Below are 25,676 nucleotides of genomic sequence, written 5' to 3'. Positions count from 1 at the left end.
ATGGCCGAGACGCTGCAGGGCAAGAGAGTCGCCATCCTCGCCGCCGACGGGGTCGAGCGAGTCGAGCTCGAGAAGCCCCGTGAGGCGCTGGAGCAGGCCGGTGCACAGACCGAGGTCCTCTCGATCCATGACGGTGAGATTCAGGCCCGTGAGAACGATCTGGATGCAGCAGGCACGTTCACCGTCGACGGGTTGGTCGCCGACGCCTCGGCGGGCGACTACGACGCCCTGCTTCTCCCGGGCGGCACGGTGAACCCCGACCAGCTCCGGGTTGACCCCGACGCCGTCTCCTTCGTCCGCGAGTTCGTCGAGAGCGGCAAGCCCGTTGCGGCGATCTGTCACGGGCCGTGGACGCTGATCGAGGCAGGTGTTGTCGGAGGTCGCACCTTGACGTCCTTCCCGAGCATCCGCACTGACCTGCGGAATGCCGGTGCTGACGTCGTCGACCAGGACGTCGTGGTGGACGGGAATCTGATCACCAGCCGCTCGCCCGATGACCTGCCTGCGTTCTGCGATACGGTCGTGGTGAAATTTGCGAGCAATTCGACCCAGGAAGAGGTGATGCCATGAGCGTGACGAAGGGACTGCTTGTCAGGCTGGAGGCCCTGCCCGGCAAGGAAGACGAGGTCCAGGAATTCCTCGGCATCGGGCGAGGACTCGTCGAGGAGGAACCGGCCACCGTCGCGTGGTTCGCGATCCGTCTCGGCCCGTCCTCCTTCGGGATCTTCGACGTGTTCCCCGATGACGCCGGCCGCGACGCGCACCTGTCTGGCGCGGTTGCGACCGCTCTCGGCGAGCAGACCGGCAAACTGTTCAGCGAGCCGACGATCGAGAAGTTGGACGTCCTGGCCTCGAAGCTCCCCGCCTGAGACCACAGACCGGGAGTACTGGCACAGAAAGGAGGGGTCGCTGCGCGCGGTGACTTCGGGCTTACACAGCCCGCTGACGTCGTGGCAGCGGTCCCTTTTTTTGCGCCCTATCGCTAATCACCAACAGATCGGGGAACCGCGATGACAGGAACTGACGACGGCGTTGCCACGACGCGTGCCCCCGAGGTAGCAGTGATCGGGGGCGGGATCGTCGGTCTGTCGACGGCGTACGCGCTGCGGGAGCAGGGCGTGCCGGTGCGCTTGTATGAGGCTGGTCTGCCCGGGGCGGGTCAGTCCGCAGGCGAGTCGCGGATCTTCCGGCACGCTCACGACGACCCGCGACTCGTCGCTTTCGCGCGCGAAAGCCGTAGGGTGTGGGATGAGTGGGCCGAACACTTCGACGTCGAGCTGGTCTCATCAGACGGTGTCCTGGCGATCGGAGACAGCGCCCTGGCGCGGCTGCGGGTGCTCGACCAGGTCGGCGGCGTGGAAGCGCACGAGATCGACGCGGCCGAGGTCGCCCAGCGGATGCCGCTGCTCGCTGGGTATTCGGGGCCAGCGGTGCTCGACGAGTCGGGCGGCGCGATCCGCACCCGCGCCGCAATCACGGCACTCACGGGTGCCCTCGCAGATGCGGTCACCACCGGTGAGGTCATCTCCATCGATCCCCGCGCCGACGGGACGGTCGAGGTGCGCAGCGTCACCGACCGGGCTGTCTACTCCAAGGTGGTCGTTTGCGCCGGCCGCGAAACCGCCCGTCTGGCACGCAGCGTCGGCCTGTCGCTGCCGGTTCGCCTTGCCGCACACGTCCGGCTGACCTTCGACGTGATAGCCGCCGCCCCGGCACGAGTCGCGTGCCTGCAGGACAGTAGCGGCGTCTTCGGCGAGGTCGGCGTCTACGCGACGCCGCTACCGGGTAACAGCAGCTATTCGGTCGGACTCAGCGACACCGTCGGCGTCCGCGACGACGGAACTTTCATCGACCCGGCGGCGATTCGATCGCTGGACGGACGCGCACGCGAATACGTGACACGGGCGCTGCCCGGTCTCCACCCAGAGCCGCGCGACTTCCTTCACTGCTGGGTGACCGACCTCCCGTGGAGTGAGGACGGCGTGGCCGTGTGGGAGGCAGGCTCTGTCCTTTTTTTGGCTGGTCACAATTTGTTCAAGCAGGCACCTGCGCTGGGTCGCGCTCTTGCCCAGGCTGCGACCGGCGGCGGTCTCCGCACCGAGCTCACGCCCGAAGCGCGCCTCGGCGAGGCCCAGAGCTAGGGCGTGTCTCCCAATCGCGGGGGACCCGCGATTCTGGCCGGCAAACTGTTCAGCGAGCCTACGATCGAGAAATTGGACGTCCTGGCCTCTAAGCTCCCCGCCTGAGACCACGACCTCGTCGAGCGTGCCGCGGTCCGATTCTCACATCGCACAGCGGCACGCTCGTCACATTGGGGCCGCGGTGTTGGCTGCCTGCAGTGCGGCGGTGAGGTAGCCCGCGGAAGCACCGACGCCCTTGTCCGCGACGTGGGCGGGCGTACCAGCTGCAACCACGGTCCCGCTGGCGTCGCCCGCGCCGGGTTCAAGATCGATCACGTGATCGGCCACCGCGATAACGCGCGTGTCCAGCTCCGCGGCGACGGCCGTGTTGCCCGCATCGAGCAGGGATTCGTCCTGGTTAGGGTTCCTCGCAGCGGCGGTCGAACAACGACCACCCACACTTCAATCGTCGGTACGACGCTAGGAACGGTTCCGCGACGTGCTCCAGACTTCCTGGAGCTTTTCCCTCGCCCACACCCGTGCGTCGCTCAGCCGGTACGAAGTTTGTCCGCTGGAAGAGCGACCAACCAAGAACGTGAGCGTCAGCGCTCATCTCACGCCACAACCGCCGGGCGGCGTCGCGCGACGTCCGGTCCAGGAACGCGTGGTCAGCTGCGGCGCCGATGATCTCAGTGAGGTTGAGCGTCGCCGTTGTAGTTCGGATTGAGGTCACATCACCACGGCGTTCGGTCAGCCACCGTCGCTGATCGACGAGGCTTGCACGGTCCGCGGCGTTGAGTGGCGTGCTCTCGAGAAAGCCGTAGTACTTGTCCATCTGTGCGTACATCTCTGTGAGGACGGTCAGACCTCGCTCGCGCAGTCCCGTACGATCCGGTCATGACTTCGTCTGATCCTTCACCCGTCGCCGACGCGCAGGTTCGGGTCTCGGGTGCCCGGGAGCACAACCTGCGGGATGTGGACCTCTCCGTTCCGCGGGACTCGTTAGTGGTGTTCACGGGTGTGTCGGGTTCCGGGAAGTCATCGTTGGCGTTTGGGACGCTGTACGCGGAGTCGCAGCGACGGTATCTGGAGTCGGTGGCGCCGTACGCTCGCCGTCTGATCGACCAGGCGGGCGTTCCCGATGTTGACTCCATCACCGGGATGCCGCCGGCCGTGGCGTTGCAGCAGCAACGTGGAGGACGCAGTGCCCGGTCCACGGTGGGAAGCATCACCACGGTGTCCAGTCTCGTGCGGATGCTGTACTCCCGCGCCGGGGACTATCCGGATGGGCAGCCGATGCTCTACGCGGAGGATTTTTCTGCTAACACGGTGCAGGGGGCCTGCCCGGAGTGTCACGGCATTGGTCGTGTCTACGCGGTGCCCGAGGAGCGGATGGTGCCGGATCCGTCGCTCACGATCCGGGAGCGCGCGATCGCGTCCTGGCCGACGGCATGGCACGGACACCAGCTCCGCGACGTGTTGGTGGCCCTCGGCTATGACGTTGACGTGCCATGGAAAGATCTGCCACGAAAAGACCGGGACTGGATCCTTTACACGGATGAGACCCCGTTCGTTCCGGTCCACTCCCGGTTGACGCTTGCTGAGGCTCGCGCCGCGACCAAGGCCGGGGTCGAGCCGAGCTACTCGGGCACCTTCGTCGGAGCCCGCCGGTATGTGTTGGACACATTCGCGAACTCGAAGAGCGCGTCGATGAAGCGCCGCGTCGCGCAGTACCTCGACGCTGCCCTATGCCCGGTCTGTCACGGGAAGCGGCTGAAGCCTGAAGCGCTCTCGGTCACGTTCGAGGGCCTGGACATCGCGGAGTTCTCGCAGTTGCCGCTTCGAGCGCTTGCTGACATGCTCTCCGACGTGGTTGCGGGAGCGCAACAGGCCGAGACCGTTCCGAATGGTGCTGTGCTGCATGCCAATTCCCGCCGCGCAGCCACGGAGCAGCGCATCGCCGCCGGAGGGTCCGCGCACGCCGCCGCACCCGATGTGCGCCGCACCGCAAACCGTTCGCCGGAGAAGCGCGCCGCTGCGTCCCGGCTCGCTTCCGGGCTGATCGAGCGACTCCGCCCACTGACCGATCTTGGCCTCGGGTATCTGTCGTTAAGTCGAACCACTCCGACCCTGTCGGGTGGCGAGTTGCAACGAATCAGGCTCGCCACACAGCTCAGCTCCGACCTGTTCGGCGTCGTCTATGTCCTCGATGAACCATCCGCAGGCCTTCACCCACAAGACGTGACAGCGCTCCTGAAGATCCTCGACGGGCTCAAGAGAAGCGGAAACAGCCTGTTCGTCGTCGAACACTCCGTCGATGTCATGCGGCACGCGGACTGGCTCGTGGACATCGGCCCCGGCGCGGGCGAGCATGGCGGCCGCGTTCTCTACAGCGGCCCTACCGATGGGCTTGCCGACGTCAAGGACTCAGTGACACGCGGCTACCTCTTCGGTGGCAGTGGACTGCCCCCGCACACCCCTCGCGACCCGCGCGGGTGGCTCCACTTGAAGGACGTGACTCGTAACAACCTGCACGGCGTCTCCATCGACATTCCCCTGGGTGTTTTCACCGCGGTCACCGGAGTCTCGGGTTCCGGCAAGTCGAGCTTGGTCAGCCAGGCGCTCCCGGCTCTCGTCGGCGACCGCCTCGGTGACAGCATTCCGGCGGAGGACGAATCGACCGGCGACGAGCTGCTCCTTGCCGATACCCCAGAGCGGCTCGACGGTGTCCTCGACGGCTCTCTCGAGGGGGTCCGGCGGGTTGTCAACATCGATCAACGACCCATTGGCCGGACCCCCCGATCGAACGTTGCAACATATACGGGCTTGTTCGACCACGTCCGTCGACGCTTCGCTGAGACGCCCGAGGCTCGCTCGCGTGGGTACAAGCCCGGCCGGTTCTCCTTCAATGTCTCCGGCGGCCGCTGCCCCACCTGTGAGGGCGAAGGGTCCGTGATGGTCGAGCTACTCTTCCTCCCATCCGTGTACACCGAATGCCCCGACTGTCACGGGACCCGGTACAAAGCCTCGACCCTCGAGATCACTTGGCGGGAGCGCACCATCGCTGACGTGCTCGCGATGAGCGTTGAGGAAGCCCACCCGTTCTTTGACGGTGAAGACGACATCACCCGCTCACTAGCTGCACTGTCAGACGTGGGTCTCGGATACTTGCGACTCGGACAACCGGCAACCGAGCTCTCTGGAGGTGAGGCACAACGCGTGAAGCTCGCAAGCGAGCTACAGCGCGCACAACGAGGGGACACCTTGTATGTTCTCGACGAACCAACGTCGGGCCTGCACTGCGCTGACGCTGACCGGCTCGTGACGCATCTGCAAACCCTCGTCGACGCAGGAAACACCGTCGTCGCGGTGGAACTTGACATGCGGGTGGTGGCAGCAGCCGACTACGTCATCGACCTCGGACCCGGCGCCGGCGATGATGGCGGCGCAGTCGTCGCCGCTGGAACTCCTGCACAAGTTGCCGAGAACGGCGTCGGCGCGTCCGCGGAATACCTTGCCGCGGCGATCAAACTGATCGTTGCGGCTACCTGAGGGGACTGGTGCACCGATAGGTGACACCTCGTCTGTGGCGTCGTGTGGCGTTGCAGGGAAGGATGTGCACCATGCCCGCTCCCTATCCCCAGGAGTTCCGCGACGATGTGGTTCGTGTCGCGCGGAGCCGTGAGCCCGGTCAGAAGCTCGCCGAGATCGCCAAGGACTTCGGGATCTCCGAGTCCTGTCTGACGAACTGGATGCGTCAGGCCGATGTCGAGGACGGTGCCCGGCCCGGGAAGACCCGCGAGGAGTCGACCGAGCTGCGTGAGCTTCGCCGCCGTAACCGGCTGCTCGAGCAGGAGAACGAGGTGCTGCGCCGGGCTGCGGCGTACCTGTCCCAGGCGAACCTGCCGGGAAAAGGTTCTACCCGCTCGTGACCGAGCTCGCCGCTGACCGGATCCCGGTCGCGGTGTCCTTGCGGGTCCTCAAGCTCACCCGAGCCCCGTACTACCGGTGGCTCAAACAGCAGATCACCGACACCGATCTCGCCGCGGCGTACCGGGCGAACGCCCTGGTCGACGCCCACCGGGACGACCCCGAGTTCGGATACCGGTTCCTCGCCGCAGAAGCCGCCACCGCCGGCCAGGTGATGTGTGAACGGACGGCGTGGCGGATCTGCTCGGACAACGCCTGGTGGTCCGCGTTCGGCAAGAAACGCGGCAAGAACGGCAAGCGGCCGGGCCTGCCGGTCCACGATGACCTCGTCCAACGCGAATTCACCGCCGAGCGACCGAATCAGCTGTGGCTGACCGACATCACCGAGCACGCCACCGCGGAGGGCAAGCTGTACCTCTGTGCTATCAAGGACGCGTGCTCGGGCCGGATCGTGGGCTACTCCATCGACGAGCGGATGCAGTCCCGGCTCGCCGTCCGGGCCCTGCAGAACGCGGTCGCCCGCCGAGGGGATGTCACCGGCTGCATCGTGCACTCAGACCGCGGGTCTCAATTCCGATCGCGCCGTTTCGTGCACGCCCTGAACCACCACGGCCTGGTCGGATCCATGGGCCGCGTCGGGGCCGCCGGGGACAACGCCGCCATGGAATCCTTCTTCGCCCTGCTGCAGAAGAACGTCCTCAACCGAGGCCGCTGGGCCACCCGGCAGCAGCTCCGGATCACGATCGTGACCTGGATCGAAGCCACCTACCACCGGCGCCGCCGACAAGCCCGCCTCGGCCGATTGACACCCCTCGAATACGAGACCATCATCAACACCGCTGCCACCCCCGCAGCATGAAACCCCCACTGTCACCTATCGGTGCAGCAGTCCCGAGCAGAAGAGCCGACGCTTGACAACCGATGACCCGGTACGCAGTCACAAGAGCACTGAGCAGCCAAACTTGCCACAGGCGAATCAAGTGTGTACACACCTCAGGGATCGGCTACCGGTCGTCTGCGCCGATGAACGCCCAAGGTCAGTGGAGGGCGGCTTTCCACGCCTCGAGCCAGGGGATGACGTCGCGCAGGTCCTTCGTGTCAACGGCAGCGGGCGCGGCCGCCCGAGCCGCGGCGCCGGCGATCAGAGCGAGTGATGTCGGCACGGCGGCGAACAGCGGAAGGTCGGACCGACTATCACCGATCGCACAGCAGTGATCGATCGAGACGCCGTGCTCCGCCGCGAACTGGAGGGCGCGATCTCGCTTGTCGTACTCGTGAAGTGCTCCGCCACGGTGCCGTCGTAGTCGCTCCCGACGACACGCACTCGGGGCCCGCCGTTCGCGGTGAGTCCGTGACGTTTCAGTTGAGTCCCGCATAGTGGTGTAGCGCGGTGGGCCGTGACGTCGTTGCGGACGTGGGCGCGGCCACCGTGTGATCCTTCGAGTTCACCTTCCACAGCTCTCTCGAATGGAGTCATCACGATGACCCCTGCCCATATTGTCGACCCTGCCGGCCTGCTCGGCGAAGCCCTGTCCGAAGCGTCCCCGAACCGGATGCGCCACCTGCTGCAGACCATGATCACCGCCCTGCTCTCCGCCGACGCGGACGCGGTGGTCGGAGCCGAGTGGGGTCGGCCGTCCCCTGAGCGGACCGCTCAGCGCAACGGGTACCGGCACCGGGACCTGGACACCCGGGTCGGGACCATCGACGTGGCCGTGCCGAAGCTGCGCTCCGGGACGTACTTCCCGGGGTGGCTGCTGGAGCGGCGCAAGCGGGCCGAGACCGCGCTGATCACCGTCGTGGCGGACTGCTACCTCGCCGGGGTTTCGACACGGCGGATGCCTCCCCCGCTGCGCGCTTCGCGCTGATCGCAGCGGGAGGCACTCCCAAGCTCGTCAAGACCCTCGGCCTCAACGCCCTGTCCAAGTCGCGGGTCTCCCGGATGGCCACCGAGCTGGACGAGCACGTCGACCAGTTCCGCCACCGACCCCTGGGCGAGGCCGGCCCGTTCACGTTCGTGGCCGCCGACGCATTGACCAGGAAAGTCCGCGAAGGCTGAACCGCCCCGGGTTTAGTGGAGGGCGGGTTCTCCCAGCGCCGGGTGGTGCTGGGGATTGTTCTGACGGTAGTAGTCGTTCTCCGCCTCGATGGGCGTGCGGTAGCCGATCGATGAGTGCAGCCGGTTCTCGTTGAACCAGTGCACCCAGAACAGCGTGGCGAGTTCGAGGTGGTCGGCGGTGCGGAACGGGCCGTCGATCTTGACACACTCGGTCTTGTAGAGCCCGATCGTCGACTCGGCCAGGGCGTTGTCGTACGAGTCGTCGACGGTCCCGATCGAGGCGACAGCGCCGACGTCTGCGAGCCGCTCGGCGTAGCGCAGCGCCGTGTACTGCGACCCGGCATCGGAGTGCTGGACCAGCCCGGTGACGTCCTGACCGGCCCGGTCCCGCACCCAGAGCGCCATCTCCAGGGCATCCAGGGGCAGGTCGGTGGGCATCCGGTCCATGGTCCGCCATCCCACGATCCGACGGGAGTGCACGTCAGTGACGAACGCGGTGAACGCCATCCCCCACCACGTCGGCACGTAGGTGAAGTCGACCACCCAGAGCCGGTTCGGCCGGTCCGCGGTGAAGTCCCGCTGCACATGGTCCGGAGGCCGCGGGGATGACGCGTCCGGGCGGGTGGTGACGAACTGCTTGCCCCGGCGGGCACCGCGAAACGCCTGCTGGCGCATGAGCCGTTCGACCGTGCACCGGGCCACGGTGATCCCCTCCCGGGCCAGCAGCCGCCACACCGCGCGGGCACCGCTGACCCCACGCCCCAGGCTGCGGTCCCAGAACACTCGTTCGATCTGGACGACCAGCTCAGTGTCGGCGATCGCCCGTGCGGAGACGGGACGTGTCTTGAGGGCGTAGAACCCGGACGGGGCGATCGGCACGCCGTGCTCGGTGAGCACCCGGCAGATCGGCTCGACCGGCGAACCGGGCCCGGTGCTCGTCGATGAACTGGACTACCACGGCAGTCGCGGGTCGAGCTCCCGCGCGGAGAACGAGGAGGCCGCCAACAAGATCTCGTTCGCGCGTTTGAGCTCACGCACTTCCGCCTCCATCGACTTGATCCGGACCGGGTCGCTGGTGGTCGTGCCCGGGCGTTCACCCGCTTCGATCGCGGCCTGCTTGGACCAGCCCCGCAACGTGTCCGGATTCACCCCGGTACGCTGACCGACCCGGATCACCGCCGCGTTCAGCGACAGCTCCGGGTCTTCCCTACGGGCCTCGACCACGAGCCGCATGGCTCGTTCCCGCAACTCCTGCGGATACTTCCTCGGTGCCGGCATGATCGTCATCCTCTCGGGGAATCAGACCCTCCACCAGACCCGGGGCGGTTCACCTATTGACGTACTCACCTTTCGGCCCTTTCCTTGGCGCCGCACCGCAGGTGCCCATATCGGACCGCGGATCGCTTGCTCGGGACCGCCGCGTGGCGTCCCGAGCAAGCGCCCGATGGTGCGGGAGGGGTCTAGGCGGGTGCGCCTTCGAGGCCGGAGGCCTCGGCGTCGGAGGCCTCCGGGATGCGCATCTCGAAGGTCTCGGTGATCGAGGTGTAGTCGTAGTAACCCATCCGGGCGAGGGGCCTGATACGGGGGATGTCCAGCTTCCCATCCGCGGTGATCACCTCGTCGTTGATGTGGATCCGTTCGACCTGGGCGAAGACGATGTCGATGGTGCCCACGTTGGAGTTGCCGGACATGCGGTGGGTGGAGAGGTAGCGACACTCGAAGTGGACGGGGCTTTCGGCCACCATCGGGGTCGGGGAGAGCTCGGCGTAGGAGCGGGTGACGCCGGCGCGATCGAATTCGCTCACCTCCGGGGGTAGGGCCATGGCGCTGATGTTGACCGCCTCGCGGAGGTCGTAGGTAGCCATGTTCCACACGAACCAGCCGGTCTGTTCGGCGTTGAGCACGCTATCCTTGCGCCGCCCGTCCGGGTACTGGTTGGCCGAGAACATCACCATCGGGGGGTCGAAGGTGAGGTTCTGCCATTGGCTGTAGGGGGCCAGGTTCTCCACGCCGTCCGGGCTGACGCTGGAGATCCAGCCGATCGGGCGGGGCACGGTGCAGCTCTTGAAGGGCGAGTAGGGCAGTGGGCTGCGGTCGGTGGAGGGGTCGTACTTCACGGGGTCTCCTTGGTGGTGTTGGTGCGGACGTCCGCCGGGGTGGCTCCTTGGCCAGTGGACGTGCTGGTGGGGGTGATGGATGCGCCGGCGGTGGCGAGGGTGCGGGCGTGGTCCACGTCGTGTGTCATTGATCGGCGGACACGCCCGGAGAGCGCCCAGTACACGCCGCCGGCGACGATGATGCCGATGATCCAGGCGATCTCAGCGCCGCCGAAGAGCTGGGCCACGGGCCCGACGTACAGGCTGCTGTTCATGAAGGGGATCTGGATGAGCACGCCCAGGATGTAGGCGAGGAAGGCGCCGCCGTTGATCCGTCCGTACTCGCCGTCGCGGTCGAACAGGGCGGTGATGCTGTATCGCTCCTTGCGGACCAGGTAGTAGTCGACCAGGTTGATCGCCGACCACGGGGTCATGAAGTACAGGAGGAACAGCAGGAAGTCGGTGAACGCGCTGAGGAAGTTATCGGTCGCGGCTAGCGCGATCGCCAGCGAGATGACCGAGATGATCAGGACGTAGACGGTGCGCGCCCGGGGTCCGACCCGGTTCTGCCCGACGAGGCTGGTGATGATGGTCGCCACTGACATGTACCCGCCGTAGGAGCTCAGGGTGTTACCCGTGAGCTTGCCGCAGATCACCGCCAGCAGAACGATCGGCCACAGCGCACCGCCCAGGCCGGCAAGATAGCCGACCTGATCGTGGCCGAATGCGGCCCCACCCAGGGCCGCGGCCAGGGCTCCGAGGGTCATCGCCAGCGACCCGCCGATCACGCTGCCGGCGAAGGTCCACCCGATCGTCGACCGCTTCGGCGTGTCGGCGGGCAGGTACCGCGAGTAGTCGGCGATGTAGGGGCCGAAGGTCAGCTGCCACGACGCCGACAGGGAGATGCCGAGGACGAAGGTCGCGACGTCGAACGCGGGCTCCCCAGCCACCTGGCCGATGCGCCCGTCGGACAAGATTCGGATCAGCAGCCCGACGAAGACCACGAAGCTCAGCGCGGCAGCGAAATGGGAGAAGCGGTGAATGTAGCGGTAGCCGACCACGGCCAGCACCGTGGACAGCACAGCGAACACCGCCGACCCGAGTTGGTGAGGGATCCCCACCAGCGTGCCGATCGCCTGACCCCCCAGCACCAGGCCGGTGGCGTAGAAGCCGATGTAGATCATCAGCGCGAGGATCAGCGGGAGGATCGCCCCGTAGTAGCCGAACTGCGCCCGGCTCTGGATCATCTGCGGCACCCCCAGCCGCGGCCCCTGCGCCGAGTGCAGCGCGGTCACGAACCCGCCCACCGCGTTGCCGATGATGATCGCCGGAATCGACCAGAGGGCGCTGTTGCCAAGGATCACGAACAACGCACCGGTCACCACGGCGGTGATGGAGGTGTTGGCCGCAAACCACACGAACAGCAAGCTGCGCGGGTGACCGTACCGTTCGTCCGCCGGGATGAAATCGATGGAGCGTTGCTCCAGGGCGGCTGCCTTCGCCATGATGACCTCGATCGAGTGAGTGGCCAGGATCACACCAGTATGCAGCCGGTATATCGGTTGCGCAAGGGTTCGCAGCTAGGGTGATGGCATGCCACCGCAACGCCGAACTCCTCTGACCACGATCCCCGACCGTGGCACAGCCATTCCGCTCGGCTTCCCGGGCGGCCTCTGATGCTGCAGGGAAAAGCCGCGCTGGCGTATGAGCAGATCGAGCGGCTCATCGTCGTGGAAGACGTCGCCCCCGGAGCCCTGGTGTCGGAATCGGTGCTGATGGAAAAGACTGGCCTCGGACGGACCCCGGTGCGAGAAGCACTGCAACAGCTAGCGCGCAACCGCATGGTGGAAGTGCACCCGAACAAGGGCGTCCTCGTCCCACCCGCGTCGGTCGAGGCCCAGTTGCGCATGCTCGAACTGCGGCGCGCTCTGGAAGCACTGACCGTCCGACTCGCCTGCAAGAGAGCAACTCCGGCGGATCATGACCGGATGACGGCCATGATCGAAAGACTGGACTCCGAGACCTTCACCCTGAGCACTTACCTCGACACCGTTACCACCACCCACCACCTACTGGTCGCGGCCTGCCACAACGAATACGTGGAGGACGCGATGGCCCCTCTGCAGGGACTGTCCCGCCGCTTCTGGCACGCGCACGTCCGCGACGTGCAGGCCGAGATCCAACGAGGGTCGTTACTGCACGCAGACATTCTCCGCGCCGTCACCGCCCGCGATCCGGATGGAGCGGAACAGGCGTCACACGCGCTCATCGACTATCTCGTCGCCTTCTCGTTCGCCACGATCAATCAGGAAACTGGCTCGCGCTGATACGCCGGGGCATCTCTGGTGCCGTTGTCCCAGTAGCTACGCCTGACGTGGGTGGCTGGTGGCGGTGGCGTGGTGATCGCTGGGCGTCCGGCGGGACGGTGGTCCGGCACTTTCTGTCGGTGCCAGACAATCGTCCGTTTCTGGCACCGCCGGGCGCGGGCACTCGTCAACAGGCGGGCTTGGAGTGACGGGGGCCGATCACAGACGCTCCGACGGTTTGGATCGCAGCAGCGCGCAGTCGCCTTTGAGGGGTGGGGAAGTGTCCGATAGGCGTTCGCCTATCGTGCACGATTGACTGCCACCGACCCGGCGGCGCTGTCCGTGTCGTGAGGCGTCGATCTTGAGAAGAACGATCGCCACTGCATGACTAGAAGGGAAGGCGTCCGTGTTTCGGGGGGACCATCAGAATCCCGATCACCTTCAGGTCTTCGGTCACGGCGACGCGTCCCTCGAGGGAACCTTCCTCGCACCGGAAGGCGGTCGCTCCGACGACGGTGCCGGAAAGGTAGGCAGATTCATCAACCGTCGTCCCCCCGGGGAGCTCGACGTGGGAGGCGCTCAGCCGCTCCAGCGCCCCCAGATCGGACTGGATCACCCGCCACGCGCTGGCGAGAAAGATTCGCGGATCTTCATCAGCCGTGACGGCGTGCATCACGGCCCCGAGCCGGTCGAACTCCCCGGCAGCGCTCCAGGCGAACACCTGCTCGGTAAGGTGGACCACCTGCCGATGGGTACGACGAGAGAGATACCCGTCGTCCACATCAACGGGGCAGCGGACTGCCGGGAAGAGGGCCGGCTAACCACGCCAAGTTCTCCCGCCGTGGCGAGGCCTGCGGTCGGAGGGGCGGTAACCCGGCGAGAGCGATAGCAAGAAAACCGTCGCTTGGCCAGAGTCTTCGTCAGATCGATCGGAAGATCCCAGGTAGGGGGTCGTCCTGGTGTTTCGAAACCTCACCTGACGATCAACACGTCGAGGTGGCGAGGCCCGTGAACTCCCTCGACGCGCTCCAACTCGATGTCGCTCGTCGCCGAAGGCCCGGAGATCATCGTCGTCGGCCGGACCGGATCGAGACGGCCGACGGCCTCCGGCACCAGTCCGACGATCGACTCCACAGGAACCAGGCAGATGTGGTGATCCGGCACCAGGGAGATGGCGCGTCGGCCCTGGTCGGGGGATCCGTCGAGGAAAATCGTGCCGGTCTGGGCGACCGAGACTGCACTGCTGGTGACCACCGCACCCACGTGGTCGAGCATGTGCACGTCCAACGGGGCATCGGCGGAGTCGACGAGGCGGCGCGCCTCCGTCTCCAGATTGGCCAGGGGGTGGCCCGGTTCGTCCAGTGCCGGTGGGACCACGTACGACGAGGCGCCGGCCAAGCGCCGCGCGACCGCGGTCGGCAGATCGGCGGTATCGATCACGTCGACGTCGGCCCGGTAGTCCACGAGGCGGTCCACCAGCAGCTCGACGAGTTCGTCAGGGCTGAGCGACGATGAGTGCCGGTAGTCCCGGGGGATGTCCGCCGGTGTCCGTGCCGCCTCCCGAGCGTCGTCGCCGGTAACGGCGCCGTCGTCGGCGAGGGCGCCGCGGATTCGTGCCAGCACCGTTTCCCGCGCCGAGACTGGCACGTCGTTGGACTGCTCGCTCATGCCTGTTCCTTCCGAGTCCCGCGATCGCCGTCGTTCTTCTCTCGTTTCTTCCACCAGGTGTGGAAGGACTCGGCGGGAGGGGCGGGGATGTCCCGGCTCGATGTCCATGCCCCGGCGATGCCGGGCAGCGTCGAGAACTTCCGGTCGCGTCCGGCGAAGAGGGACGCCAGCGGGAGGACCCGTTCGGCCGCGGCCATCCGCCGCCCGTCGCTCATCATCCACTGGGCGCCCTTCAACGCCGTGTCCAGCTGACCTTTCAGGGTTCCGGCCTCCTTCCGCGCCTCGACGTCCTTGCCGCGCAGGTGCACGAGGATCTCGGGGATGTTGATCTTGACCGGGCACACGTCGTAGCACGCCCCGCACAGCGAGGAGGCGTAGGGCAGGGACCCGTTCTCTCCCTGCTCCACCCCGGTGAGCAGCGGGGACAGGATCGCGCCGATCGGCCCGGGATAGGTGGACCCGTAGGCATGGCCGCCGGTCCGCGAGTACACGGGGCAGACGTTCAGGCACGCTGAGCAGCGGATGCAGTTCAGCGCGGAGCGGCCGTCTTCATCCGCCAGGGCAGCGGTGCGGCCGTTGTCCAGCAGGATGACGTGCACGTTCTGCGGCCCGTCGCCCGGGGTGACACCGGTCCACATCGACGTGTACGGGTTCATCCGCTCACCGGTGGAGGAGCGGGGGAGCAGCTGGAGGAACACCTCGAGGTCGGTGAAGGTGGGCAGGAGCTTCTCGATGCCCATCACGGTGATCAGCGTCTCCGGCAGCGTCAGGCACATCCGGCCGTTGCCCTCGGACTCGACGACGGTCAGGGTACCGGTGTCGGCGATGCCGAAGTTGGCGCCCGAGACGGCGACCTTCGCGGCGAGGAACTTGCGGCGCAGGTGGGTCCGGGCGGCGGCCGCGAGCAGCTTCGGGTCGTCGGAGAGCTGCGGGTCCACGTCGGGCATCTCCGCCAGGAAGATCTCCCGGATCTCCCGGCGGTTGCGGTGGATGGCCGGCACGAGGATGTGGCTGGGGGTGTCGTGGCCGAGTTGGACGATCAGCTCCGCGAGGTCCGTCTCGAACGCGTCGATGCCCACGCCTTCGAGGTACTCGTTCATGCCCATCTCCTGGGTGGCCATGGACTTGACCTTGACCACCTCGCGGCGCCCGTTCGGCAGCACCGGGGCGTACCGGGTGGCCAGCTCCTCGACGATGCGGTTCGCCTCGTCCGCGTCGCGTGCCCAGTGCACGACGCCGCCGCGCGCCGTCACGTTCGCCTCGAACTGCTCGAGCAGGGCCGGCAGGTTTGCCATCGTCGCGGCCTTGATCGCCGAGCCGGCGTCCCGCAGGGCCTCCCAGTCGTCGAGCTCCCCGACGACGGCGGCACGCTTGGCGCGGATCGTCGAGGTTGCCCGGCCCAGGTTCGCGCGAAGCTGCTCGTTGCCGAGCTCTCGCTCGGCGTACTGCGGGAAGGGTTCGCGTTCGATGATGTTCCCGACGCCGTGAGCGGGGCGAACCCGCGGCATCCCGAGATCCGTGCTCATCGCAGCGCACCTCCCTGCAGCTGGGCCGCGCCGTCGAAGACGAGCGGGTCCTCCCGGGTGCTGGCGAGCACCTGCGCCAGGTGCACCGTGCCGACGCCGGTGTGCTGGCGGGACATGCCGCCGCCCATATGCATCAGGCAGGACGCATCGCCGCCGGCACACAAGGGGGCTCCGGTCGCGACCACGTTGGCTACCTTGTCGTCCAGCATCGCGGTGGACACGGCGGCGTTCTTCACCGAGAACGTGCCGCCGAACCCGCAGCACTCCTCCGCGTGGGGCAGGTCCCGCAACTCGAGGCCCTCGACGGTGCGCAGCAGATCGCGCTGCCGGTCACCGAGACGGAGCAGTCGCATCCCGTGGCAGGACGGGTGATAGGTGATCCGGTGAGGGAACCACGAACCAAGCTGCGCGGCCGCGTCGGTGACACCGAGGACATCGGTGAGCAGAGCCGACAGCTCGAAGGTGCCACGACCGATCGCCTCCGCCCGCGCCGCCAGGTCCGCGTCGCCTACGCGGCGGGCCATCTGCGCATGCTGGTGCTTGACGGAGGCGACGCAGGAGCCCGACGGGGCGACGGCGACGTCCCACTCCTCCGCCTCGAACGCCCGCACGTGATTGCGGATGACCGGCACGGACGCGTCCGCGTAGCCGGAGTTGACGTGCATCTGGCCGCAGCAGGCCTGCCCGGCGGGGAACACGACCTCGTGGCCGAGCCGCTCCAGGATATTCACGGTCGCGACGGCGACCTGGGGGTACATGGCATCCACGATGCACGTGGCGAACAGGGCGATTCTCATCGACGGCCTCCCAGCAAATGGATCCCGTTCATGTGGTCAGACCATGCTACGTGGGGTACTTCACAGTGGCAAGAGTGTGAGCTAGAGTACATGGTCAGACCACATTGGTCAGACCATTTTTGGGCAGACCGCCGTCTTGACCGGGGCGGCTCCTGACGGAAAGGCATATCCATGTTCACTCCCGTGACCGACCCAGTCGCGAACAGCGTGCCGCTGTCCGCGCTGATCGCGTTGATCCCCCTGGTGGTTTTCTTCATCCTCCTTGCCGTGGTCAAGGTCAGGGCGCACGTCGCCGGGCTCGCGGCCCTGGTCACCGCTCTGATCGTGGCGGTCGCGGCATTCGGGATGCCGATCGACCTGGCGCTGCTGGCCGGGGCGGAAGGCGCAGTGTTCGGTGCCCACCCGGTGCTGTGGATCGTGATCATGGCCATCTGGCTGTACCAGGTCACGGTCCTCTCGGGACGGTTCGATGACCTGCGGCGGGTGTTCGACATGATCGGTGGCGGTGACGTGCGGGTGCAGGCCATCCTCATCGCCTTCTGCTTCGGCGGCATGCTGGAAGCCCTCGCCGGCTTCGGCGCCCCGGTTGCGATCACGGCGACGATGCTGGTCGCCCTCGGCATCTCCCCGCTCAAGGCTGCATGCGCGGTCCTGTTGGCCAACACCGCCCCGGTCGCCTTCGGTGCGGTCGCCATCCCGATCACGACCGCGGGTAGCCTCACCGGGCTGGACCCCGCCCACATCGGCGCCATCGTCGGCCGGCAGGCACCCCTGCTGGCGGTCATCGTCCCGGTGATCCTGCTCTTCATCCTCGACGGGCGCCGCGGCGTGAAAGACGCCTGGCCGATCGCACTGGGCACCGGTGTCGCGTTCGGCCTCGCGCAGTTCCTGTGCTCGAACTTCTTCTCCTACGAGCTGACCGACATCGTCGCCTCCCTCGTCGGGCTCGCCGCCGCCGTCCTGATCCTGCGTGTCTACACCCCGCGCGGCCGCGACCAGGCGCGTGAACGGCTCGGCATCGCCACCGTCACGACGGGCGGGTCGCTCTCCTCCGGCCGGATCGGCATGGCCCTGTTCCCGTACCTGCTCGTCATCGCGGTCTTCGGGATCGCCAAGCTGTGGAAGCTCGGCGTGAACATTCCGGCCGCTCTCGCGGCGACGGACGTCAAGATTCCGTGGCCGGGCCTGTCCGAGCGCCTGGTCGACGCCGCCGGCAAGCCGCTCAGCTCCACCACCTACACCTTCACCTGGCTCTCGAGCCCGGGCACGCTGCTGCTGATCACGGGTCTCATCGTTGCCGTGGTGTACTCCCTGAACGACGACGGCGGTCGCTTCCGGCTGCCCTTCGGCACCGCGATCCGCGAGATCGGAGTCACGGTCTATCGGATGCGCTGGGCCGCGGCGACCATCCTCCTCGTCCTCGCCCTGGCCTACGTGATGAACCTGTCCGGGCAGACGGTCACCATCGGCGTGTGGCTGGCGGGGACGGGCGGCTTCTTCGCCTTGCTCTCCCCGATCCTCGGTTGGCTGGGCACCGCCGTGACGGGGTCGGACACTTCCGCGAACGCCTTGTTCGCCAAGCTGCAGCAGACCGCCGGCGTCAACGCCGGCATTGACCCGAACCTGTTGGTGGCGGCCAACACCACCGGCGGTGTCGTCGGCAAGCTGATCAGCCCGCAGAACCTGGCCATCGCCGCCACGTCGGTTCAGCTGGACGGGCAGGAGGGCACCATCTTGCGCAAGGTGGTCGGGTGGTCCGTCGGCCTGCTGCTCGTGCTGTGTGTCCTGGTCTTCTTGCAGTCCACTCCGGTCCTGGGCTGGATGCTTCCTTGAGATGACCTCGCGTCCCCGCCTCGGCCAAGACCGGGAAACATCGCCGCTGAGGCGGGGATAATGAGACCAGTCCATTGATCAGGAGGAAGCCGCGTGCCGTCGGATCGTTCATACCAGGTCGTGCTCGACGGCGTGGAGGCGGACTTGCGCAGTGGCGTACTCTCTCCCGGTGACCGGTTGCCGGGGGAGCGCGCCCTCGCCGCCAAGTACGGGATCTCCCGGGCCTCTGTCCGTGAGGCGTTGCGGGTCCTGGACACCATCGGACTGGTCCAGTCCGCCGTCGGATCCGGTCCGGGGTCGGGGGCCATCGTGATCTCTGATCCCGCTGGCGGGATGGCGCGAGCGATGCGCCTGCACATGGCGGCACGTACTCTGCCTCTGGACGACATCGTGCAGTCCAGAATGCTCCTGGAGGGCTGGGCGGCACGGGCCGCCGCCGACCGGGTCGCCGCGGACGAGAAGCAATTTCCGGAGATCGAAGAAGCCTCTGCCCTGCTGGAACGGATGAGCGCCGACGACGTCGATCGCGCGCGGTTTCACATCCTCGACTCTCAGTTTCACCTTGCCGTCTCGGCGTTGGCCGGCAGCGCGGTGATCAGCACCGTCATGGATTCCCTGCGTGAGACGATCCGACGCTACGTGATCGAGGCATTCACCGAACTGGACGACTGGGCCGGTGTAGCCGCGGAACTACGCCGCCAACACCACGGGATTCTCGATGCCGTGGTGGCCGGCGACGGGGACGCGGCAGAACGGCTCGCTCGCGACCACATCGCCTGGTTCGTGGACCGAGCCGGCGTCACCACTGAGCCTGCCGCGTCGGCGCGCTCGGGAGAACGGCGGCTGGCTTAGCCGTAATTCCCCGGAACGTTGTGAACGGCTGAGGTAGGCGAAGGCCTCCGGGCAGGATGTGGGTTACCACACTCACGTCCGAACCACGGAGGCCTTCGTGACCCACGCTGACGCGCCCTTGTCACCAGAGGGGCGCCGTCGTCTTGCTGTCCTGATCGTCCACGAGAAGTGGTCACTGCGCCGTGCTGCGGAACGGTTCCAATGTTCGCCTGCGACGGCGAAGAAGTGGGCTGACCGTTACCGGGCGGGAAGGCCGCTGACCGATCTCGGCTCCACGCCGCATCGATCGCCGAACCGGCTACCTCGCCGAAGCGAGCGAAGAATCCTCGCGCTCCGGTTCACCCGCCGCTGGGGACCGCACCGGATCGCCTACCACCTTCACTTGCATCGCTCCACCGTCGGTCGTGTGCTGACGCGGTACCAGATGCCGCGGCTGAGCACCATCGATCAGTGAACCGTCCCAGGTTCTCTGCCGCTACTTTGCGGGTTGGGGCTCTCGGGTGGGGGCCTGGTAGTGGAGCGTTTCGAACTCTATCGGGGTGAGCATCTCCAGCGTGCCGTGGATGCGCCGGTTGTTGTACCAGTCGACCCAGCCGGCGGTCGCGTATTCGACGTCGGCGAGGGTGCGGTAGGGGCCGGCGTGGAAGACGGTGGTGCGGATGCACTTGGCCTTGAAGAGCCCGTTGACGGTCTCCATCAGTGCGTTGTCGTAAGCGTCGCCGACGGTGCCGATCGACGGGGAGATGCCCTCGAGGGCAAGATGCTCGGTCAAGCGAATCACGGTGTACTGGGACCCGGCATCGCTGTGGTGGATCAGGTGTCCGGGTGAGACGGGGTGGCCTTCCCGCTCGCGCTGCCACAGGGCTATCCGCAGCGGGGTCAGGACCAGGTCGACCTTCTTGCTCGAACTGGCGTGCCAGCCCACGATCCGCTGGGCGAACACGTCCAGGACGAACGCGACGTAGACGAAGCCCGCCCAGGTCCGCACGTAGGTGAAGTCGGTGACCCACACCCGGTTCGGGGCCAGTGCGGTGAAATCCCGGTTCAGCAGGTCACCGGCGCGCTTCCCATCCGGGCCGGGGATCGTCGTGCGTAGCTTCCTCGCCCGGACGACGCCCTCGAGCCCGAGGGCGTGCATGGCCCGGTCCACCGCGCCCCGTGAGGTGCCGGCCAGGCCGTCCTGGCGGCGGAGCAAGGCGACCCATTTCCGTCGCCCGTACAAGCCCTCGGGCGTCATCCTCCGTCGTCCCGTGGCCTCGTCCACGGTCCAGGCGAGCTCGCGGATCTTGTCCTGGACCCGAGCGTCGGTGACGGTGCGGGCCGCGATCAGGGTCGGGCTCTTCCAGGCCCGGTAGGTCCGCGCAGCGATCCCCAGACCCTGCTGGTGCAGGACCCGGAGGATCGACTCGACTGCGTGGCCCTCGGCTCTCAACTGGTCGATGAACGCGACGATCAACGGGCGCGGGGGTCGAGTTCCCCCGCGAAGAAAATCGAGGCCCGGCGCAGGATCTCGTTGTCCTCCCGCAACCGCCGGTTCTCGGCCTTCAACCGTTTGACCTCCGCCGATTCCTCGCTCGTCACACCGGGGCGGGTCCCGTCATCAACATCAGCCTGCGCCAGCCAACGCCGCACCGACTCCCGCGAGACGCCTTCCTGGCGGGCGACCGCGGTCACCGCCGCAGTCTGCGTGGGCTACTCCTGCTGGTGCTCACGCACCAACCGCACGCACTCGCGCGCAGCTGAGCTTCGATCTTCTTCGGCATGCTGTCCATCCTTCCGGACTCAAACAGCAGCAGCATCAAACCTGGGACGGTTCACCCCGCGGCCGAGGGGGTGCCGGACGTCGACGCGTAAAGGACTATCGCCAGCTGGTGTACTGCCAGGTCGAGCACGTAGGAGCGCACACCCGGTATTGCAGGCGCCAGGTTGCAACGTCGGGGGTTGCGGCACTGGCGTAAACGGACTTCGTCGTCCCGGTGCTGTCGATCACCTTTACTTTCGATGTCTGCACCATGCCTGACTTGAGGATCCACTGGTACCGGACTTGCAACTCCACCGGCCGACCGTTGCCGGCCGTGTCAGTGAGCCTTCCGGAGATCGACCATGAGTCGTTTCCGTAGTAGTACTCCTTGTGGTAGATGGTTCCACGGAAATAGCCGCCGTCTGTGGTCGCGCTGGCGGTCGTAGCTGCCTGGGCTGGGGTCGCGCCCATGGCGGTGATTCCGAGGCCGAGGATGAGTGTTGCCGCTACGGCGCGTAGGCGCCGACCTGTCAGAGTGATCATGCTCACGAAGATACCTAACTGGGTGCTGCCGATGTCGGGTTTGCCGCCACCACGCGTGGAATCGGTCGCTCGGCCAGGCCCACCACCAGGGCGTCCCTGCCCCGGCGAAGGGCACGCCGGGGCAGGTGGCCCGGTCCTCGCGGGCTCGGACCGGGAAGCGGTCGTCGCTGCGCTCGGGCTGATGAGTCACCGCCGCCGGCCTGTCGCAAGCTCCGGCACGTCGTCGGTGCCCCCTTGTTTTTCCGGCTGTCCTTCGGATTTTCGCGGCCGCTCCAAGCGGTTCAAGCCCCTCCTTCATCGGGGCCGGCTCCACCGAGATTCTGCCGACGCGCTCCTGCGTCGCTCACATCGCCGGCAGATTCTCTCCTCCGCCGCCCTACGGGTTGACCCGCTTTCCGTCGGCCGCAGCTCCCATGCTCGCCAGCCGGAAAACAAATGGGGGAGAGGGACGCCGCTGGTTCCGTCCCAGCCCCCACTCGACAAAGGAGCACGACATGAACGAGAACCCGACGCTGCGCAACGACGTGGACGTGCTGGCGCTGATGGAGCTGACCCTCGGCAAGCGGCCCGCCGAGTCGAATCCGATGGGCACTGCATGACCCAGACGATCGGATCGACCGGACCGCTCAGGCGCGCCGAGCCGAGAGCGCGAACGCAGAGGGCATCGACCTGTTCCGCTTGTGATCCAGTGCGTCCGCACGACGGGTACGCCGGAGAAAACATCCACCCCCTGCCTAACCACCGTCTCGACCGTGCCGATAGATCAGATTGCGAGCCCACGGATGGGCTCAGGCACCACCCGAACACCAATCACGGAGGATGAATCACCATGGGCATGACCATCAACACCAACCTGGCCGCGAACAACGCCTACCTGAACCTGTCCAAGACGCAGACGGACATGTCCAAGTCGATGGCGAAGCTCTCCAGCGGCCTGCGCATCAACACCGCTTCCGACGACGCGGCCGGCCTCGCGATCTCCGAGGGCCTGCGCTCGCAGGTCAACGGCAACAACATCGCCGCCCGCAACGCCCAGGACGGCGTGAACGTGCTGCAGACCGCGGAAGGCGCGCTCACCGAGGTGCACTCCATCCTGCAGCGTGTCCGCGACCTCGCGGTCCAGGCCGGCAACGACTCGAACAACACGGACTCCCGCAAGGCCATCACCACCGAGGTCACCGGCCTCGTGGACGAGCTGAGCCGCCTGGCGGAGAACACCAACTTCAACGGGATCAACCTGCTGCAGGGCGCCACCTCGGGCCCCGCCGGTGACGGCAAGCTCACCTTCCAGGTGGGTGCCGGCTCGACCGCGAACGACCAGATCACCGTCGACCTCGGCGGGACCACCGGTGCCGACATCAAGACCCTGGCGACCACCCTGAAGGCCTCCATCGTCACGACCGACGGGTTCGCCAGCTCGGCCACCGCGCTGACCACGCTCGCCACCGTCGACACCGCGATCAAGGACGTCTCCACCGCGCGCTCGTCCCTCGGCGCCGTCTCCAACCGGTTCCAGCACGCGATCAACTCGCTGAACGTGACCGCGCAGAACCTGTCGGCCGCGCAGTCGCACATCACGGACACCGACATGGCGCAGGAGATGGTGACCTACACCAAGGACTCGATCATCGCGCAGGCCGGTACCGCGATCCTGGCCCAGGCGAACCAGTCCGGCCAGGGCGTCCTGAAGCTCCTCGGCTGATAGCCGGGCCGCCCGCAGGGGCGGCCCCGGTGACCCGGGACGGTGGTGGCCGGCACGAGAGTGCGCCGGCCACCGCCGACCCCGGGCCACGCCGGCCCCGCTGAGCGGGGACGGTCCGACCCCTCGGCAACGGAGGAGCCATGGCCTCGATCGACGGTCTCGCCAGCGGACTGGACACCACCTCGCTGATCAACTCCCTGATGAAGGTCGAGCAGCTGCCGCAGCAGCAGCTCCAGCTGCGCCAGCAGACCGGCCAGTCCCTCATCTCGGCGCTGCAGGCGCTGAACACGAAGGTCGCCGCGCTCGCGGACACCGGGCGCGCGCTCGGCGGCAGCACCGCCGTCTCCGCGCTCGCGGCCACGACGTCGGCCACGTCCGTGACGGCGACCGCCGCCAAGGGGGCCCCGGCCGGCACGTTCGCCCTGACCATCGACCGGCTCGCCCAGAGCCAGGTCGACGTGACCGGGACGATGTCCGCCTGGCCGACCAACGCGGACGGCTCCGTGGCCACGCTGACCCTGACCGACGCCACCGGCAAGACCACCGAGATCACCCCGGCCTCGACCTCCCTGCAGGACGTCGTCGACGCGGTCAACGCGTCCGGCGGCCCGGCCACCGCGGTGCGGGTCAAGGCGGGGACGGCGGCGGACGGCACGGCCCAGTACCGGCTCCAGTTCAGCGCGACCGACTCCGGCGCCGCCGGCGGCTACACCGTCCACCGCGGTACCGCGGCCGACGTCGCGGCCGGCACCGCGACCGATCTGATGACCGAGACCGGCGCCGCCGTCGTCACCACCGCGCAGGACGCGTCCGCGCGGCTCTACGCCGGGACCGCGGCCGAGCAGGTGGTCACGTCCTCGACCAACACGTTCACCGGGGTGCTGCCCGGGGTCGACGTGACCGCGACGACCGTGCCGGACAGCCCGGTCACGGTCACCGTGGCCCTGGACAAGGACGGGGTGGCGAAGCGGACGTCCGCCCTGGTGGACGCCGTCAACGGCGTGCTCGCCTCGATCAAGTCCCAGCGCAGCGTCACCACGACCACCACGAGCGGGTCCAGCAGCGTCAAGTCGGGCATCTTCACCGCCAACTCCACGGTGACGATGGTCAGCGACCGCATCGCCGCCGCCGCGTACCAGCCGATCAACGGCAGGTCGCCGGCGACGTGGGGTGTCGAGCTGAATCGGGACGGCACCTTCACGTTCAACGAGGACACGCTGCGCTCCGCCCTGGCGACGGACCCGGCCGGGACGCAGCAGGCGCTCGCCGCCCTCGCCGTCCGGGTGACCGCTGCCGCCAACGACGCCTCGGCGCCGGCCTCGGGGTCCCTGTCCACCATGATCCAGGGGCGGCAGGCGGAGGCGTCCGACCTGTCCGACCAGATCAGCAGCTGGGACACCCGCCTGGCCGCCCGCCGCGCCACCCTGCAGTCCCTGTACAACGCCATGGAGGGCTCCCTCGGGGCCCTCAAGAGCCAGCAGTCCTGGCTCACCAGCCAGATCTCCAGCCTCCCGACCACGAGCTCCAGCTCCAACTAAGGACAGTGACGTCGATGACCACGCTCATCCAGGCCCGGCAGCGGGCGCAGTACACCCGCGACGCCGTGCTCTCGGCGAGCCCCGCCCGCCTGCTGACGATGCTCTACGACCGCCTCCTGCTGGACCTGCGCCGCGCCGAGGCCGCCCAGCTCGAGCAGCGCTGGGCCGCGGCGTCCACCGAACTGCTCCACGCCCAGGACATCATCACCGAGCTCTCCGCGAGCCTGCGCTCCGACCTGTGGGACGGGGCGGAGAGCCTGCGCGGCATCTACACCTACGTGCACACCGCGTTGATCACGGCGAACGTGCGCCGCGACGTCGAACGGACGCGGGAGGCCATCGTCCTGCTGGTCCCGCTCCAGGAGAGCTGGCACGCCGCGGCCGACGCCGTTCCCGCCCCGGCCGTCCCGGCCCCGGCACCGGGAGGCTGGAGCATTGGCTGAACCGCTTCCTGATCTTCTGGGCTCCTTCGGAGAGCTCAACACCGTCCGCTGGCTCGCGGTCCTGGACGCGCTCGAGCTCGCGCTCGACGAGGCGGACCGACTGCTCGCGGATCCGTCGGCCGCCGGCATGGGGGGAACCGGGTCACCGGTGGCCACACGGGGGGGTCCGGTCGGGGGACCGGCACCCACCGGCGCGTCGGCACCGGTGACCACCGGTGCCGACGCGTCCGGGCTGGCTCTGCGACGGGATCCCTGGGTCCCGCCGCCGGGACTCGGCCCGGTGCCCGAGTACCTCAGCGGCCGGGTCCAGCGCCTGATCACCCGGCAGCGGGCCACGGCCGCGCTGCTCGAGGCGGCCAAGGGCGCCACCGCGCGTCACCTGGCCGCGGTGCACGCCGTCCGCGGCGGCACCGGTCTGCCCGGACCGACGTACATCGACGTCGTCGGCTGAGGCCGGCGTCATCACCCGCCGCACGGGTGCGGAAAAACCCGTCTGACCACGGCTAACGCCTCTGCGACGAC

The 25,676-nt window shown here is 67.7% G+C and carries 21 protein-coding genes and 4 pseudogenes; 14 read left to right on the top strand and 11 right to left on the bottom strand.

What is annotated here, in order from left to right; translation table 11 throughout:
• From BGP79_RS15545 to BGP79_RS15535, 3 genes are all read left to right on the top strand, one after another.
• Positions 1-570 carry a type 1 glutamine amidotransferase domain-containing protein gene (locus tag BGP79_RS15545; protein ID WP_076697301.1) on the top strand — a complete coding sequence of 190 codons (570 nt, stop codon included), beginning with the start codon at positions 1-3 and terminating at the stop codon, positions 568-570.
• Positions 567-869: a putative quinol monooxygenase gene (locus BGP79_RS15540; RefSeq protein WP_076697299.1), complete on the top strand. Its 303-nt coding sequence runs from the start codon at positions 567-569 to the stop codon at positions 867-869. Before BGP79_RS15545 ends, BGP79_RS15540 begins: the two co-directional genes overlap by 4 nt.
• A gap of 141 nt (positions 870-1,010) precedes the next feature.
• Positions 1,011-2,141: an FAD-binding oxidoreductase gene (locus tag BGP79_RS15535; protein ID WP_198928496.1), complete on the top strand. Its 1,131-nt coding sequence runs from the start codon at positions 1,011-1,013 to the stop codon at positions 2,139-2,141.
• Positions 2,142-2,306: 165 nt separating this feature from the next.
• Here BGP79_RS15535 and BGP79_RS15530 read toward each other — a convergent pair whose 3' ends face one another.
• Positions 2,307-2,579: a hypothetical protein gene (locus BGP79_RS15530; protein WP_369800244.1), complete on the bottom strand. Its 273-nt coding sequence runs from the start codon at positions 2,577-2,579 to the stop codon at positions 2,307-2,309.
• A gap of 438 nt (positions 2,580-3,017) precedes the next feature.
• Between BGP79_RS15530 and BGP79_RS15525 the strand changes: the two genes are divergently transcribed.
• Both BGP79_RS15525 and BGP79_RS15515 read left to right on the top strand, forming a co-directional pair.
• Complete coding sequence (locus BGP79_RS15525; RefSeq protein ID WP_076697294.1) at positions 3,018-5,672, top strand: excinuclease ABC subunit UvrA; 2,655 nt, start codon at positions 3,018-3,020, stop codon at positions 5,670-5,672.
• Positions 5,673-5,743: 71 nt separating this feature from the next.
• Positions 5,744-6,909, top strand: a protein-coding gene (locus BGP79_RS15515; RefSeq protein ID WP_143588466.1) for an IS3 family transposase whose coding sequence is annotated in 2 segments (ribosomal slippage) — positions 5,744-6,028 and positions 6,031-6,909 — 1,164 coding nt in all. Because the reading frame shifts where the segments join, the coding sequence is not laid out codon by codon here.
• Positions 6,910-7,087: 178 nt separating this feature from the next.
• On the opposite strand, the gene BGP79_RS17055 is transcribed toward BGP79_RS15515, so the two are convergent.
• Positions 7,088-7,213, bottom strand: a complete 126-nt coding sequence (locus tag BGP79_RS17055; RefSeq protein WP_255363103.1) for a hypothetical protein — start codon at positions 7,211-7,213, stop codon at positions 7,088-7,090.
• Positions 7,214-7,531: 318 nt separating this feature from the next.
• On the opposite strand from BGP79_RS17055, the pseudogene BGP79_RS15510 reads away from it, so the two are divergent.
• Positions 7,532-8,106 (top strand): annotated as a pseudogene (locus BGP79_RS15510) (transposase); the annotation flags it as partial.
• A gap of 15 nt (positions 8,107-8,121) precedes the next feature.
• Here BGP79_RS15510 and BGP79_RS15505 read toward each other — a convergent pair.
• The 3 genes and pseudogenes from BGP79_RS15505 to BGP79_RS15490 form a co-directional block, all read right to left on the bottom strand.
• Positions 8,122-9,387: pseudogene (locus tag BGP79_RS15505) on the bottom strand (IS3 family transposase).
• 182 nt (positions 9,388-9,569) lie between these two features.
• Positions 9,570-10,226 carry a flavin reductase family protein gene (locus BGP79_RS15495; RefSeq protein ID WP_076697281.1) on the bottom strand — a complete coding sequence of 219 codons (657 nt, stop codon included), beginning with the start codon at positions 10,224-10,226 and terminating at the stop codon, positions 9,570-9,572.
• A complete protein-coding gene (locus tag BGP79_RS15490) occupies positions 10,223-11,743 on the bottom strand; it encodes a cytosine permease (protein WP_233121666.1) in 1,521 nt (506 codons plus the stop codon). The genes BGP79_RS15495 and BGP79_RS15490 overlap by 4 nt, the downstream gene beginning before the upstream one ends.
• 138 nt (positions 11,744-11,881) lie before the next feature.
• On the opposite strand from BGP79_RS15490, the gene BGP79_RS15485 reads away from it, so the two are divergent.
• Positions 11,882-12,532: a GntR family transcriptional regulator gene (locus BGP79_RS15485; protein ID WP_076697278.1), complete on the top strand. Its 651-nt coding sequence runs from the start codon at positions 11,882-11,884 to the stop codon at positions 12,530-12,532.
• Between the two features lie 367 nt (positions 12,533-12,899).
• On the opposite strand, the gene BGP79_RS15480 is transcribed toward BGP79_RS15485, so the two are convergent.
• The 4 genes from BGP79_RS15480 to BGP79_RS15465 form a co-directional block, all read right to left on the bottom strand.
• A complete protein-coding gene (locus tag BGP79_RS15480; protein ID WP_076697275.1) occupies positions 12,900-13,253 on the bottom strand; it encodes a hypothetical protein in 354 nt (117 codons plus the stop codon).
• A 230-nt stretch (positions 13,254-13,483) separates the two neighbouring features.
• Complete coding sequence (locus BGP79_RS15475; protein WP_076697273.1) at positions 13,484-14,179, bottom strand: LUD domain-containing protein; 696 nt, start codon at positions 14,177-14,179, stop codon at positions 13,484-13,486.
• Positions 14,176-15,705 (bottom strand): lactate utilization protein B, encoded by a 1,530-nt coding sequence (locus BGP79_RS15470; protein WP_076697270.1) that lies wholly within the window; start codon positions 15,703-15,705, stop codon positions 14,176-14,178. The genes BGP79_RS15475 and BGP79_RS15470 overlap by 4 nt, the downstream gene beginning before the upstream one ends.
• Complete coding sequence (locus tag BGP79_RS15465) at positions 15,702-16,502, bottom strand: (Fe-S)-binding protein (protein ID WP_076697268.1); 801 nt, start codon at positions 16,500-16,502, stop codon at positions 15,702-15,704. Before BGP79_RS15465 ends, BGP79_RS15470 begins: the two co-directional genes overlap by 4 nt.
• A gap of 165 nt (positions 16,503-16,667) precedes the next feature.
• Here BGP79_RS15465 and BGP79_RS15460 point away from each other — a divergent pair, with 165 nt between their 5' ends.
• From BGP79_RS15460 to BGP79_RS15450, 3 genes and pseudogenes are all read left to right on the top strand, one after another.
• On the top strand, positions 16,668-18,335 hold the full coding sequence (locus tag BGP79_RS15460; RefSeq protein ID WP_369800246.1) for an L-lactate permease: 1,668 nt from the start codon (positions 16,668-16,670) through the stop codon (positions 18,333-18,335).
• A gap of 93 nt (positions 18,336-18,428) precedes the next feature.
• Positions 18,429-19,187, top strand: a complete 759-nt coding sequence (locus BGP79_RS15455; protein ID WP_076697263.1) for a FadR/GntR family transcriptional regulator — start codon at positions 18,429-18,431, stop codon at positions 19,185-19,187.
• A gap of 97 nt (positions 19,188-19,284) precedes the next feature.
• A pseudogene (locus BGP79_RS15450) lies at positions 19,285-19,638 on the top strand (helix-turn-helix domain-containing protein); the annotation flags it as partial.
• Positions 19,639-19,662: 24 nt separating this feature from the next.
• Here the strand turns inward: BGP79_RS15450 and BGP79_RS15445 are convergent.
• Positions 19,663-20,950: pseudogene (locus BGP79_RS15445) on the bottom strand (IS3 family transposase).
• Between the two features lie 95 nt (positions 20,951-21,045).
• Positions 21,046-21,471, bottom strand: coding sequence for a hypothetical protein (locus BGP79_RS16525; protein WP_233121663.1), 426 nt, complete (start codon positions 21,469-21,471; stop codon positions 21,046-21,048).
• Positions 21,472-22,300: 829 nt separating this feature from the next.
• Between BGP79_RS16525 and BGP79_RS15435 the strand changes: the two genes are divergently transcribed.
• From BGP79_RS15435 to BGP79_RS15420, 4 genes are all read left to right on the top strand, one after another.
• On the top strand, positions 22,301-23,173 hold the full coding sequence (locus tag BGP79_RS15435; protein ID WP_076697258.1) for a flagellin: 873 nt from the start codon (positions 22,301-22,303) through the stop codon (positions 23,171-23,173).
• A gap of 140 nt (positions 23,174-23,313) precedes the next feature.
• The gene (gene fliD, locus BGP79_RS15430; RefSeq protein ID WP_076697255.1) at positions 23,314-24,711 is read left to right on the top strand and encodes a flagellar filament capping protein FliD; all 1,398 of its coding nucleotides are present in this window, start codon (positions 23,314-23,316) and stop codon (positions 24,709-24,711) included.
• A 14-nt stretch (positions 24,712-24,725) separates the two neighbouring features.
• Entirely contained in the window at positions 24,726-25,154 is a 429-nt protein-coding gene (fliS, locus tag BGP79_RS15425) for a flagellar export chaperone FliS (RefSeq protein ID WP_076697252.1), read from the top strand.
• Positions 25,147-25,605, top strand: coding sequence for a hypothetical protein (locus tag BGP79_RS15420; RefSeq protein ID WP_076697250.1), 459 nt, complete (start codon positions 25,147-25,149; stop codon positions 25,603-25,605). Before fliS ends, BGP79_RS15420 begins: the two co-directional genes overlap by 8 nt.
• Positions 25,606-25,676: the final 71 nt, after the last annotated feature.

Origin of the sequence: Tersicoccus sp. Bi-70, from assembly GCF_001968825.1 — a bacterium.
Classification (GTDB): Bacteria; Actinomycetota; Actinomycetes; order Actinomycetales; family Micrococcaceae; genus Tersicoccus.
Note: the sequence above shows the minus strand (reverse complement) of the source record. Positions and strands in the feature narration are given on the sequence as shown.